The organism is Parerythrobacter aurantius, from assembly GCF_045291475.1.
Lineage (GTDB): Bacteria > Pseudomonadota > Alphaproteobacteria > Sphingomonadales > Sphingomonadaceae > Parerythrobacter > Parerythrobacter aurantius.
In genome coordinates, this window is record NZ_CP147985.1 from 347,909 (window position 1) to 360,627 (window position 12,719).

15 protein-coding genes are annotated in these 12,719 nt (G+C 65.2%); 9 read left to right on the forward strand and 6 right to left on the reverse strand.

What is annotated here, in order from left to right:
* Positions 1-26: 26 nt before the first annotated feature.
* Both ccmA and WAB17_RS01795 read left to right on the forward strand, forming a co-directional pair.
* Positions 27-605, forward strand: coding sequence for a heme ABC exporter ATP-binding protein CcmA (gene ccmA / locus WAB17_RS01790; protein ID WP_435418335.1), 579 nt, complete (start codon positions 27-29; stop codon positions 603-605).
* Positions 602-1,261, forward strand: a complete 660-nt coding sequence (locus WAB17_RS01795; RefSeq protein WP_435418336.1) for a heme exporter protein CcmB — start codon at positions 602-604, stop codon at positions 1,259-1,261. The genes ccmA and WAB17_RS01795 overlap by 4 nt, the downstream gene beginning before the upstream one ends.
* Here the strand turns inward: WAB17_RS01795 and map are convergent.
* Positions 1,258-2,088: a type I methionyl aminopeptidase gene (gene map / locus WAB17_RS01800; RefSeq protein ID WP_435418337.1), complete on the reverse strand. Its 831-nt coding sequence runs from the start codon at positions 2,086-2,088 to the stop codon at positions 1,258-1,260. The two genes, WAB17_RS01795 and map, sit on opposite strands and share 4 nt — an antisense overlap.
* Before the next feature lie 43 nt (positions 2,089-2,131).
* Positions 2,132-2,941 (reverse strand): DUF4163 domain-containing protein, encoded by an 810-nt coding sequence (locus WAB17_RS01805; RefSeq protein ID WP_435419410.1) that lies wholly within the window; start codon positions 2,939-2,941, stop codon positions 2,132-2,134.
* Positions 2,942-3,007: 66 nt separating this feature from the next.
* On the opposite strand from WAB17_RS01805, the gene WAB17_RS01810 reads away from it, so the two are divergent.
* From WAB17_RS01810 to glnA, 5 genes are all read left to right on the forward strand, one after another.
* Positions 3,008-4,396 (forward strand): leucyl aminopeptidase family protein, encoded by a 1,389-nt coding sequence (locus WAB17_RS01810; protein WP_435418338.1) that lies wholly within the window; start codon positions 3,008-3,010, stop codon positions 4,394-4,396.
* Positions 4,397-4,480: 84 nt separating this feature from the next.
* On the forward strand, positions 4,481-4,822 hold the full coding sequence (locus WAB17_RS01815; protein ID WP_435418339.1) for a hypothetical protein: 342 nt from the start codon (positions 4,481-4,483) through the stop codon (positions 4,820-4,822).
* Positions 4,822-5,757 (forward strand): N-acetyl-gamma-glutamyl-phosphate reductase, encoded by a 936-nt coding sequence (gene argC, locus WAB17_RS01820; protein WP_435418340.1) that lies wholly within the window; start codon positions 4,822-4,824, stop codon positions 5,755-5,757. The genes WAB17_RS01815 and argC overlap by 1 nt, the downstream gene beginning before the upstream one ends.
* A gap of 223 nt (positions 5,758-5,980) precedes the next feature.
* Positions 5,981-6,319, forward strand: coding sequence for a P-II family nitrogen regulator (locus tag WAB17_RS01825; RefSeq protein ID WP_435418341.1), 339 nt, complete (start codon positions 5,981-5,983; stop codon positions 6,317-6,319).
* 52 nt (positions 6,320-6,371) lie between these two features.
* Positions 6,372-7,781 (forward strand): type I glutamate--ammonia ligase, encoded by a 1,410-nt coding sequence (gene glnA, locus WAB17_RS01830; RefSeq protein ID WP_435418342.1) that lies wholly within the window; start codon positions 6,372-6,374, stop codon positions 7,779-7,781.
* A 75-nt stretch (positions 7,782-7,856) separates the two neighbouring features.
* Here the strand turns inward: glnA and WAB17_RS01835 are convergent, their stop codons facing one another.
* Both WAB17_RS01835 and WAB17_RS01840 read right to left on the reverse strand, forming a co-directional pair.
* Positions 7,857-8,516 (reverse strand): hypothetical protein, encoded by a 660-nt coding sequence (locus tag WAB17_RS01835; protein ID WP_435418343.1) that lies wholly within the window; start codon positions 8,514-8,516, stop codon positions 7,857-7,859.
* A complete protein-coding gene (locus tag WAB17_RS01840; protein ID WP_435418344.1) occupies positions 8,503-8,718 on the reverse strand; it encodes a helix-turn-helix transcriptional regulator in 216 nt (71 codons plus the stop codon). Before WAB17_RS01840 ends, WAB17_RS01835 begins: the two co-directional genes overlap by 14 nt.
* Before the next feature lie 145 nt (positions 8,719-8,863).
* Here WAB17_RS01840 and WAB17_RS01845 point away from each other — a divergent pair, with 145 nt between their 5' ends.
* On the forward strand, positions 8,864-9,850 hold the full coding sequence (locus WAB17_RS01845) for a hypothetical protein (RefSeq protein WP_435418345.1): 987 nt from the start codon (positions 8,864-8,866) through the stop codon (positions 9,848-9,850).
* A 14-nt stretch (positions 9,851-9,864) separates the two neighbouring features.
* Positions 9,865-10,434 carry a fasciclin domain-containing protein gene (locus tag WAB17_RS01850; RefSeq protein ID WP_435418346.1) on the forward strand — a complete coding sequence of 190 codons (570 nt, stop codon included), beginning with the start codon at positions 9,865-9,867 and terminating at the stop codon, positions 10,432-10,434.
* A 13-nt stretch (positions 10,435-10,447) separates the two neighbouring features.
* Here the strand turns inward: WAB17_RS01850 and WAB17_RS01855 are convergent, their stop codons facing one another.
* Complete coding sequence (locus WAB17_RS01855) at positions 10,448-11,278, reverse strand: arginyltransferase (RefSeq protein WP_435418347.1); 831 nt, start codon at positions 11,276-11,278, stop codon at positions 10,448-10,450.
* A gap of 170 nt (positions 11,279-11,448) precedes the next feature.
* Positions 11,449-12,702: a threonine ammonia-lyase gene (locus WAB17_RS01860; RefSeq protein WP_435418348.1), complete on the reverse strand. Its 1,254-nt coding sequence runs from the start codon at positions 12,700-12,702 to the stop codon at positions 11,449-11,451.
* Positions 12,703-12,719 lie beyond the last annotated feature (17 nt).

Consider the following 12,719-nt stretch of genomic DNA (forward strand, 5'->3'; position numbering starts at 1 on the left):
CAGGCTTTGGCTTATCGCCCCGCGCCATGCAAGCCGCCCTCGCCGCCAAGGACCTCGCCTGCCGCCGCGGCGACCGGCTGTTGTTTGCAGGGCTCGATTTCGCGCTCGAAGCGGGCAGCGCGCTGCATGTCACCGGCCCCAACGGCACCGGCAAGTCGAGCCTCATCCGCATTCTTGCCGGGCTGCTCCGCCCCTATGCAGGCGCGGTCGAGAGCCATGGCAGCATGGGCTTGATCGACGAGCGGCTGGCGCTCGACCCGGACTGGCCGCTGGCGCGGGCGCTGCAATTCTGGGAGCGGCTCGACGGATGCGGCGACCCTTCCGGCCCGCTGGCGGTGATGGAGCTCGAACCGCTGCTCGACGTGCCGGTGCGCTATCTCTCCACGGGCCAGAAGAAGCGCGCCTCCTTCGCGAGGCTGTTGTGCAAGGCGCGCGACATCTGGCTGCTGGACGAGCCGTTCAACGGCCTCGATGCCGGCGCCTGCGAGAGGGTCGAGGCGCTGGTCGCCCTGCACTGCGGCGGCGGCGGGATCTGCGTGATCGCCTCGCACCAGCCGACCGCGATTGCCGCGCAGAGCCTCGCCATCACGGATTACGAGCGGTGAGCGGCTTCGGCGCCCTGATCCGGCGCGACCTTGCGCTGCTGCTTCCCGGCGGAGCGCGCGGCGGGGCCGTGCTGCCGCTGGTGTTCTTCCTCGCCGTGGCGATGCTCTATCCCTTCGCGGTCGGCCCCGATGCGCCCTTGCTGGCGCGGACCGGCGGCGGCGTGCTGTGGGTCGCCGCGCTGCTCGCCGCGATCCTGCCGCTCGACCGGCTGGTGGCAGACGACCTCCACGAAGGCGTGTTCGACCAGCTGGCGCTGCGGGGCATCGCAGAGGAAGCGACCATGGCGAGCCGGCTGCTGGCGCACTGGCTGGCCTTCGCCCCGCTGCTGCTTGTGGCCTGCTTCCCGGCCGCCGCTCTGCTTGGCCTCGACGGTCCGACGCTGCACCTCCTGTTGATGGGGCTGCTCGCAGGCACGCCGGGCCTTGCCGCCATCGGCCTCATCGTCGCGAGCCTGATGGCCTGCCTTCGTGCCGGAGCTGCACTCGGCGGCCTCATGCTGCTGCCGCTCGCAGTGCCGATCCTGATCTTCGGCGCAGGCAGCCTCGCGCAGGGCGACACGACCGGCGTGGCGCTGGCAGGGGCGATCAGCCTGGGGCTATGCGCCATCGCGCCGTTTGCGGCAGGCGCGGCAATCAGGGCGGCGCGGGAGAGCTAGGCGTAAGGCGGCTGGTGCCGGCCTGTCGGGCTTTCCGTGAAAATCTCCACCCCGTTCTCGGTAATGCCGAGCGAGTGCTCGAACTGCGCCGAGAGCGACTTGTCGCGCGTCACGGCGGTCCAGCCGTCGCCGAGCACCTTGGCCCAGGGCTTGCCGAGATTGATCATCGGTTCGATGGTGAAGAACATGCCCGGCTTGAGCAGCGGACCGGTGCCGGCGCGGGCGGCATGCACCACCTCGGGCGCGTCGTGGAACAGGCGGCCGAGGCCGTGGCCGCAAAATTCGCGCACTACGCCGTAGCGGTACTGGCGCGCGTGCTCCTCGATCGCAGCGCCGATATCGCCCAGCCGCGCGCCGGGCTTCGCCGCAGCCTCGATCCCGAGCATCAGGCATTCATAGGTCACATCGACCAGCTTCTTGGCTTTCAGCGAAGGCTCGCCGGCAAAGTACATCCTGCTGGTATCGCCGTGCCAGCCGTCGACCAGCGGGGTCACGTCGACATTGACGATATCGCCGTCCTTCAGCACCTTTTCGCCCGGGATACCGTGGCAGATCACGTGATTGATCGAGATGCAGCAGCTATGCGTATAGCCGCGGTAGCCCAAGGTTGCAGGCACTGCGCCCGCGTCCAGCATCATTTCGCGAATGGCGGTGTCGATGCTTTCGGTTGTGACGCCCGGGCGGACAAGTTCCGCGGTCGCGTCGAGGATTTCCGCTGCCAGCCTGCCGGCCTTGCGCATCCCTTCGAAACCTTCCGGCCCGTGCAGCTTGATGGTGCCGTCGCGCTGGACGTCGTCGTCGGCGGTGATGACCTGATATTCGCTCATGCCCCCTCATGTAGCGGGTGGCTGCGCAAATTGCGAGGCCCGCCTAACGCAGTGCGAAGGCATCGCGATAGGCCGGGCGGACGGCCTCCAGCACCTCTCGCGTAACGGGCACGGTGATATCGTAATCGCCCTCGGCATAGGGACCGGCGACATAGGGATCGGCGACCAGGCCGATGCGGTTGAACTTGCGCCCGTTCGACGAGCCGAGGAGGATGGTAAGATCGCCGATCGGCGGGCATTGGGCAAACTCGTCGATGCCCATGTCGGCATCGTCCCCTCGCCGTTTGCCACGCTCCGCGTCGAGGGCGGCGCAATAGCGGTCGCGGACTGCGGTTTCCAGAGCGGCCGGCGACAGGAAGAAATCCGCCGGGGCGAGCGCACGTTTCGCCTCGCGATCCCAGACGAGCGTTCGCGTCCCGCTGTTGGGGTGCGCCCCGCCGGTGTAGCTGTAAATGGCAGCGGACAGGCTGAGGAACCGCGGCGTATCCGCGACCACTTCCCACGCCGTCCCTTCGGCGTAGGCGTTATAGGGGAAGCCCTGCTCGCGCGCATCGGCTTCCGCCCTGGTTGCCAGCTCCGCCAGCCGCGCCTGCGCCGCTTCCAGCTCGCTGTCGAGCCGCTGCTTGAGCTCCGGGATCCGGGCAATTTGGACGGGATAGGAATAATCGAACCCATAGAGTTCGGTATCGACTTCCAGGTCCAGCGCAGCAGGCTCGCCCGGAACAGCAGACGCGGACGCTGTGGCTGCGGGCTTTGCGGGACCGGCAGCCTCCCCTGCGTCCGCCGGCTTGCCTCCGAAATCGCACCCGGCGAGGGCAAAGAGGGCAAGAAACAGCCACGCGACACGCATCATCAAGTTTGACTCCAATTCAAGCGCTTCCCATTAACACCCCCAAGCGCCTCGCCAAACGGGAATTGCATGACCACCACCGATCTGATCCAGCCCGACCGCGGGCAAGCCGCCATTCCCGTCCACCTCGTCAACGAAGCCGGCTTTGCCGACTGGAGCAAGACGCTCGGCGCCGGACAGCGGGCATCGCTGGCGGCGCAGAAGTTCGATGGCGGCGGATACCAAGTCGGCATCGTTCCCGATGGCGACATCTGGTTCGCCGTCGGTGGCGTGGCCGATCCTGCAAAGCTGTCGAGCTGGTGCCTGGCACGGCTGGCCGAAGTGCTCCCTGCCGGCACCTACAGGCTCGCTGCCGGCGGGCCCGGCGCGGCGCTTCTCGGCTGGCAAACGGCGCAGTACCGCTTCGCGCGCTATCGCAAGGATGACGACAAGACGCAGGGGCCGCGCGTCCTTCTGACAGAGGACGTGAAGGCTATCGCTCCATCGCAGGCGGAGGCCGAAGCGGTCGCGCTGGTCCGCAGGATGGTCGACACCCCTGCCGAAGACATGGGCCCTGCGGCAATCGAGGCGGAATGCGAGGTGCTGGCGAAAAAGCACAATGCCACGCTCACCGTCACCAAGGGCGACGCGTTGGAGCGCGAGTACCCTATGGTCCATGCCGTCGGGCGCGCCGCAGACCGCAAGCACGCGCCGCGGATCATGCATTTGACCTGGGGGAAGGAAACGGATCCCGTACTCGCCATAGTGGGCAAGGGCGTGGCCTTCGACAGCGGCGGGCTCGATATCAAGCCGGCCAGCGGCATGTTGCTGATGAAAAAGGACATGGGCGGAGCCGCGCACGCCATAGCTCTCGCCGGCCTGATCATGGGCTCAGGCCTCAAGGTGCGACTGCACCTGCTGGTCCCGGCCGTCGAAAACGCGATATCGGGTAATGCCTTCCGGCCCGGCGACGTGTTGCAGAGCCGCAAGGGGCTGACAGTGGAAATCGGCAACACCGATGCGGAAGGACGGCTGATCCTAGGCGACGCGCTGACCCGGGCCAGCGAAGAGAAACCCGATCTCATCATCGATTTCGCCACGCTTACCGGGGCGGCGCGTGTGGCCCTTGGGCCCGAATTCCCGGCCCTGATGGCGCGGCGCGACGAGACGGCGGATGCGCTCATCGCCGCCGGCAAGGCGTGCGACGATGAAGTCTGGCGGCTCCCGCTTCCCAAAGCCTACGCCGAGTGGCTGAAATCGGATATTGCCGACATCAACAACACCCACACCAACGGTTTCGCCGGGGCCAGCGTCGCCGGACTGTTCCTCGACCGGTTTGTCGGCGAGGATATCGACTGGGCCCATTTCGATACCTTCGCCTGGCGTCCGGTTTCCAAACCGGGCAGGCCGAAGGGCGGCGAGGCCTATGGGCTGCGCGCCAGCTGGCGGATGTTGCAGGAACGTTTCACCAGCCGGTAATCTGTTGGGCGCTACGCTTGCGAGCGCGCGAGGTGCAGTCTAAGCGCGCAGGGACGAAGGTTAACAGGGTTGAAAAGGGCACACGTGAGCGAGGACGCGCCATATCCGATTCCGCAGGGGCAGCTGTCCCTGAGCGGCCCGGTCCCGCGCCCGGTGCCCGGCACACTGCCTATTCGCGGCGATGTAGCCCATATCTCGCTCGCTAACCGTTATCTCGTGCCGCACTACGTGGTGCCGCAGGTCGTGCGGGTCGCGCGCGGACCGGCACCGATCCGTCTAGCGATGGATACCGAGAGCGCTACCGTCGCGTCGCTGGACGAAGGCGACAGGTTCGAAGCGCTCGATGTGACCAGCAACTGGGTCTGGGGTACCTGCGGACCGGAAGGCCCGAGCGGATACGTCGCGCGCACAGCATTCGACCTTTGATGCCCCGGTCGGTCTTTATCGACGGGGCGGCCGGCACGACCGGACTGGAAATCCACGACCGACTGGCCGCTTGCGGCGAGTTCGAACTTGTGGTGCTGGACGACACGCGCCGCAAGGATCCTGCCGCACGGCGTGACGCCCTGAACGGGAGCGACTTTGCCATCCTCTGCCTGCCCGACGAGGCGGCGGTGGGAGCAGTCGCCATGATCGACCCGGCGAGCAAGACCCGCGTAATCGATGCTTCCAGCGCGCATCGCGTCGCGCAGGGCTGGACCTACGGCTTCCCGGAACTCGTCGGAACGGATGCCGTGGCGGCCGCCACGCGGGTCAGCAATCCCGGGTGCTATCCCACCGGCTTCCTCGCTCTGGTGGCGCCGCTGGTGCGGCACGGCCTGATCCCTGCCGACTGGCCCTACACCGTGAACGCGGTTTCGGGTTTTTCAGGTGGCGGCAATGCGCTGATCGAGCGGTTCGGGCGGGAGCCCGACCTTGCCTATCGCACCTACGCCCTGGGATTGGGCCACAAGCACATTCCGGAAATGCAGCGCCATGCCGGACTGGTTCATGCGCCGCTGTTCGCCCCGTCCGTGGTGCCGGCTTTCCGCGGCATGCTGGTCGAAGTCCCCCTGCCCCTCGGCGCAATGCCGGGTGCAGCAGGTCCGGCCAGGCTGCAGGAGTGTTTGGCCGAATTCTACGCCGCGAGCGAAGTGGTCTCGGTCGTCGCATCGCACGAGGCGGAACTGGTCGTACGCGCCAACGAAGCTCCGCGCGACGATATGCGACTGGCCGTGTTCGCCAGCAGCGACGGGTCGCAGGCGCGGCTGGTGGCCCGGCTGGACAATCTCGGCAAGGGCGCGAGCGGGGCTGCGGTGCAGAGCCTCAACCTCATGGCTGGCCTGCCGGAGACTGCCGGGCTCTTGCTGCCTCAAAATTAGGCAGCCCGAGCACAGCCATTGGGCACCCCACCTGCCGGTGCCGAAGAGCGCCCTTCCCCCGTTCGAGGCTTTGGCCTAGGCATGTTCGCTGTGCCCATCCGTGAACGATTCTGGCACGATTCTTGGATCGCGCACGGGTGTATTTTCGATCGAACGCCGGCGGGCCCAGCCAGTTGACGCTGTGGGGCCTTCTCCGGCCATATGTGCAGGGGGAGCCGTTCCGGTGAAAAAGATCGAAGCGATCATCAAGCCGTTCAAGCTCGACGAGGTCAAGGAGGCGCTGCACGAGGTCGGCGTGTCCGGCATCACCGTGACCGAGGCCAAGGGTTTCGGCCGCCAGAAGGGCCATACCGAGCTTTACCGCGGCGCCGAATACGTGGTCGATTTCCTGCCCAAGGTGAAGCTCGAGGTCGTCGTTGCCGACAGTATCGCCGCGAATGTCATCGAAGCCATCGCTGGCGCCGCCCAGACGGGCCGGATCGGCGACGGCAAGATCTTCGTGTCCCCGATCGAGAGCGCACTGCGGATCCGCACCGGCGAGAAGGACGAAGACGCGATCTGACAGCCGCGACCAGTTACCCCGTTCCACAGATAACCAACACAGGAAGCATCCCATGTCCAAGGCCAAAGACGTCATCAAGCAGATCAAGGAAAACGAGGTCGAGTGGGTCGACCTGCGCTTCACCGACCCCAAGGGCAAGTGGCAGCACCTGACCATGGTTGCGGGCGTGATGGGCGAAGACGAGTTCGAAGACGGCCTGATGTTCGACGGCTCGTCGATCGAAGGCTGGAAGGCCATCAACGAGTCCGACATGATCCTCAAGCCCGACCTCGACCGGGTCTATATGGACCCGTTCAGCGCCACCCCGATGATGATCGTGTTCTGCGACATCGTCGAGCCTTCGACCGGTGACTGGTACAGCCGCGACCCGCGCTCGACCGCCAAGCGCGCCGAGGCCTATCTCCAGACCACCGGCATCGGCGACACCGTCTATGTCGGTCCGGAAGCCGAATTCTTCATGTTCGACGACGTGCGCTTCGAAGACGGCTATGCCGGCTCGGGGTTCGCCATCGACGACATCGAACTGCCGACCAATTCGGGCAAGGAATACGACGGCGGCAACATGGCCCACCGCCCGCGTGCCAAGGGCGGCTATTTCCCCGTCGCCCCGGTCGACAGCGCCGTCGACATCCGCGGCGAAATGGTCGCCACCATGATCGAGATGGGCCTCAACTGCGACAAGCACCACCACGAGGTCGCCGCCGCGCAGCACGAGCTCGGCCTGACCTTCGACACGCTGGTCAAGACCGCCGACAACATGCAGATCTACAAGTATGTCGTGCACCAGGTCGCCCATGCCTACGGCAAGTCGGCGACCTTCATGCCCAAGCCGATCAAGATGGATAACGGCAGCGGCATGCACACCCACATCTCGATCTGGGAAAAGGGCAAGCCGACCTTCGCCGGCAACGAATATGCCGGCCTGTCGACCAACTGCCTCTATTTCATCGGCGGCGTGATCAAGCACGCCAAGGCCCTCAATGCCTTCACCAATCCGACCACCAACAGCTACAAGCGGCTGGTGCCGGGCTTCGAGGCTCCGGTGCTGCTGGCCTATTCGGCCCGCAACCGCTCGGCCTCGTGCCGCATTCCCTATGGTGCGGGCGAGAAGGCCAAGCGCGTCGAGTTCCGCTTCCCCGACGCGATGGCCAACCCCTATCTCGCCTATGCGGCGCTGCTGATGGCCGGCCTCGACGGGATCCAGAACAAGATCCACCCGGGCGATGCCATGGACAAGAACCTCTACGACCTGCCGCCGGCCGAACTGGCCGAAGTGCCGACCGTCTGCGGCAGCTTGCGTGAAGCGTTGGAAGCGCTCGCCGCCGACCACGACTTCCTGCTCAAGGGCGACGTGTTCACCAAGGACCAGATCGATGCCTATATCGAGTTGAAGTGGGATGACGTGGTGCGCTGGGAAACCACGCCCAGCCCGGTCGAATTCGACATGTACTACAGCTACTGACCTGTCAGCTCGTACCGAACAAGGGGGCCGTCTGGATTACCGGGCGGCCCCTTTTCGTTGCCCGATCGAAAACAGTCAGCGCGGCATGAGCATGCCGCGCTTGCCGATCACGAAAAAGGACGCGGCAAGGGGAACCGCAAAGACCAGCGTGACGATCTCCAGCGCCGATGGGACGCGGACGAACGCCAGTTGCGCAGCTGCTGCCCAGCCACCGAGGACCGTCGCGAGCATGTAGAACGAGGCGGAGCCCGTTTCCCGGAAGACTGCCTGCATCAGCTCGTCCGCACGCCGCGTTGCGGCCAGGGAGATGACAATGGATAGCCCGATGCAGACCACGGCAACGACGCCCGCCAGTTCGCGTCGGAGCACCCCGCCCTCGCCGCCGAGTGCAATGGCGGCGAGTGATATTCCGATGAGGACGCAACCGACCGCGCTCGGGATCATCACCGACGATTGTTCCCGTACTTCGTCGGCATCCTCCACGTTGAGAACGGCCGCCCCCACATTGGGCGATAGGGAGCCGAAGCCGACAAACAGACCCATCAGGACGTATAGTGCAGCGACCAGCAGGCTGGTTTCCGCACCGGCAATCGCGGCAAGCGAGCCGCCCTCTTCGAACGCATCGCCAATGGTCATGGCCATGACGAAGCCGGTCAGCGCGCCCGCCAGACCGAGCCCGCCGAACTTGACCCAGCCGCTCCAGAACGGCTTCGGTGCATTATCAACCATCGTCATTCTCCGGCTCCCACGTATCGATAAACAGGTCGGTCACAGCCACCGCGAACAGCTTCGCCATTCGCAGCGCGAGCGGTAGGGAAGGATCGTATTTGTCGGTTTCGACTGCGTTGATCGTTTGCCGCGACACACCCAAGCGCCGAGCCAGTTCGCCCTGGCTCCAGCCTCTCGCCTCACGATGGTCACGCAACCGATTGAGCACGCAATTCTTCCATGCCTGTAAAGAGCCCTTTACAGTAAAGAATCCTTGTCAGTCAAGAGCTCTTTACAGGCAGAAGCAAGACGGTCGGCCCAGCAGGATGGAACCGAGGGTCCCGCGCAACCGTTGGGGGTCGCAAAGGAGATTGATGATGCGTTTTCTTGCAGCGACAGTAGCCACCATGGCTCTGCTGGCGACCAGCGCCGCGGCACAGCCGGACAAGGGCAATGGCCAGGGCAAGGGTAATGGCGGCGGCAACGGTGGCGGCCCTGCGGCAAAGGTCGAGCGTGGCCCGGCTGGCAATGGCGAGCGAGGAGGCCGCTCGGCCGAGCGCGGGCCGGATCGCGCTTCGGCGCCGCAACGCGACAGGGACAGCGGCCGCGGCGAAGCGAGAGGAAATGGCAACGACAACCGCGGCAATGCTTTTCGCGAAACTGGCGGCCGCGCCGATGATTTCCGCATCCGCGGTAACGATGGGCGGCGTGGTAAAGGCCGCGACGATGGCATCGACATCCGTTTCGTCGATCGCGGAGACAATTTTGCCGTTTTCAGGGACTTCGACCGCCGCGGATCGATCTACGACGGCTGCCCGCCGGGATTGGCCAAGAAGTACAATGGATGCATTCCGCCCGGCCTGGCCCGACAGCAGCCGTTCTTTGCGCCGGCTTTCTTCGGTTACAACGGGTTCGATGACACGCGCTTCTATTACGACGACGGCTTCCTGATCCGGCTTGGTGGTGACGGACGGATCTCCGCCTCCATCCCGCTGCTCGGCGGCGCGCTTGCCATCGGCAACCCGTGGCCTGCCTATTACCGGCCGGTGGAACTGCGACCCTATTACCGCGACTACTACGGACTGGCGCCCAACGGTTATCGCTACGCCGGAAACGCGATCTACCGTGTCGATCCCGAGACCGCTGCGATCACGTCCGTTGCCGCGCTCTTGACCGGTGACGATTTCGTGATCGGTCAGCCCGCCCCGGTCGGATATCCGGTCTACAATGTGCCGTACGCCTATCGCGACCGCTACAGCGATGGTCCGGACGGATATTATCGGTACGCCGACGGCTATGTGTACCGGATCGACCCGGAAACGCGACTGGTGGCTGCTGCCATCGAACTGCTCGCAAGCTGAGCTGGAGAAAACACATGCGAAAACACGCTACCCTCGCAGCCTTGCTTGCGCTCGCCGGCCTATCGGCCTGCGACGCCGCTGACGACACAGATACCACGGCCGTGGCCGGCGCGACGAAAGTCGATACGGGCCTGGACGAAGCCTTGAAAAACTCGCCCGATGTCAGCGGTCTCGCCGCGGCGATGGAGCGGGCCGGCCTTGCGGGAATCTTCTCCTCGCCCGGCGGCTACACGGTGATCGCCCCGCCCAACTCCGCGTTCGAGGAACTGACGGCAACGGGTGACGGGCAGGACGCGGTCGAGCCGGCGATCCTGGCCGCAATGATGCGCGAATACTTGCTGCCCGGCCAACTCGATCTCGATGCGATCGGCAAGGCGATCGACGACAATGGCGGGCCGATAACCGTCGCCACCATGGGCACCGGCACGATCGAATTTGCGCGCGATGGCGAGAAGATCATCGCAACGCATAGCGACGGCGGGACGAAAGCGGTGCTTACCGGGTCGAGCATCCAGGCCAACAATGGGGCCTTGCTGCTGGCGGATGGCCCCTTGGTGGCTCAGCCGACAGGCGCTGCGAGCTGACGGACGCCGAGCCTCAGCCAGCGGTGCTGAAATGGCGGGGGCGTTCCATCTTGGACGGGGCGCCCTCTTCCCGCACCCCGACAGCCTGGCGGACCAGACGTTCATGTTCGGCATCGCCGATTCTGACCCAGCCGTTGGGCCCCAGCTTTTCCATAGGCCGGTAGCGGATCTTGTAGTTCATCCGGCCCGAACCCTGCACCCAGTAGCCGAGATACACGAACGGCAGGCCCAGTTCGTTGGCGAGGCGGATGTGGTCGAGGATGATATAGTTGCCGAGGCCGGTCCGGCCGAAAGCGGCGGGATCGTAGAAGCTGTAGATCATCGACAGCCCGTCACCCTGCCGGTCGGTCAGGCAGGCACCGACCAGCCGGCCGGGCTCGCCGCTGGCGGTCGGTTCGCGATATTCGATGACCATCGTCGACACGGACGTGTGCTCGACCATGTCGGCGAAGTCCATTTCCTCCATCGCCGACATGCCGCCTTCGGGGTGGCGCGAGGCGAGATACGTGCGCAGCAGGTCGAATTGTTCGCTGGTCGCCCACGGGCGGCATTCGATACGGATGAGGTCGCCGTTGCGGCGGATGGCTCGCTTCTGCGACGATGACGCTCTGAACTCCCGCGCGACCACGCGCACGGATACGCAAGCCTGGCAATCGACGCAGCTCGGGCGATAGGCCACTGTCTGGCTACGGCGGAAACCGATCCTCCCGAGTGCTTCGTTCAGCTGGTCGGCATGGGGCCCCTTCAATTCGGTGAAGACCTTTCGTTCGGTCTTTCCCGGCAGGTAGGGGCACGGCGCCGGGCTCGTTACGAAAAACCGGGGAAAGCGAACGGGGGCCGTCACGGAATTGCAAAGCTCCTGTCGGGCGGTGGATTCGTTGCCATGCGACAAGGGCTGTATGCCCCAGAGGAGCGAACGGTAAAACCCCCTTAACCATAAAACAGGGTTAACCGTTGATTACTTTGCACAATTTCCGAAAAGTTAGCGCCCGCCTATCCGCTTGGGCGCCAAGGCTATTTGGCCAGTTCAACCGGGGTCACCGAATACCCTTTTTCGCGCAGGCCGGCGACCAGCCCTTCGAGCTGGGCGGCATCTCGCGCCTCGCATTCGATGTCGGTAATGAGACCCTTGGCCGGCAAGTGGGTGAAAATGCGCTGGTGATAGATCTCGATTATGTTGACGTTGTGGGCGTCGAACTCGCGCATCACCTTGAAAAGCGCTCCCGGCCGGTCCTGCAGGGTGATGCGCAACCGGGCCAGCCGTCCCGACCGCGCGAGGTCACGCAGCAGCACATTGGCGAGCAGCCTCGTGTCGATGTTGCCCCCGCACAAGACGAGCCCGATGGATTTGCCGCAAAAGCGTTCGCGATGCGCGAGGATAGCCGCGAGGCCGGCTGCGCCTGCCCCTTCGACGACCGTCTTCTCGATCTGCAGGAGCAGGCTCACAGCCTCTTCGAGATGCGGTTCGTCGACCAGCAGGATGTCGTCGACCGCCTGTTCGATGACGGCCTGGGTGAACTTGCCCGGCTCCTTCACGGCGATCCCTTCGGCCAGTGTGTCGCCGCCGTAGGGCAAGTCCGCCCCCTTGTAGGCGTTGTAGGAGGAGGGGTAGAGCCGCGCCTCCACCCCGACCACTTCGATTGGCCGCCCCAGCGACTTGGCAACGGTGGCCATGCCGGAGATCAATCCTCCCCCGCCGATCGGCACGACGATGCAATCGAGCTGCGGCGCATCCTCGAACAATTCGAGCGCAACCGTGCCCTGCCCTGCAGCGACGGCCGGGTCGTCGAAAGGATGGACGAAGGTCAGGCCCAGTTCCTCCTCCAGGCGGCGCGCATGCGCATTGGCCTCGTCGAACGTTTCGCCGTGGAGCACCACCTTTCCGCCCACCGCCTCGGTCTGCATCACCTTCACGGTCGGCGTGGTTCGCGGCATCACGATGTGCACCGGCACGCCCAGCCTGGTGCCGTGATAGCTAAGGCCCTGGGAATGGTTGCCGGCGCTTGCCGCGATAACTCCCCGTTGCCGCTGTTCTTCGGTCAGCTGGAGCAAGGCATTGAGCGCACCGCGTTCCTTGTATGCGGCGGTGAACTGCAGGTTCTCGAACTTGAGCCATATCTCGGCCCCGCAGATCTTCGACAGCGTGATCGAATGCATGGTCGGCGTCCTGACCACGGCTCCGGCAATCCGGCCGGCAGCCGCCTCGACGTTGGCGAGGGTCAGAGGCAAGCTGTCGCTGCCGGTTCCTGTGGGATCGGTCCTGCTCATGATGGCTTGGGGCGTAG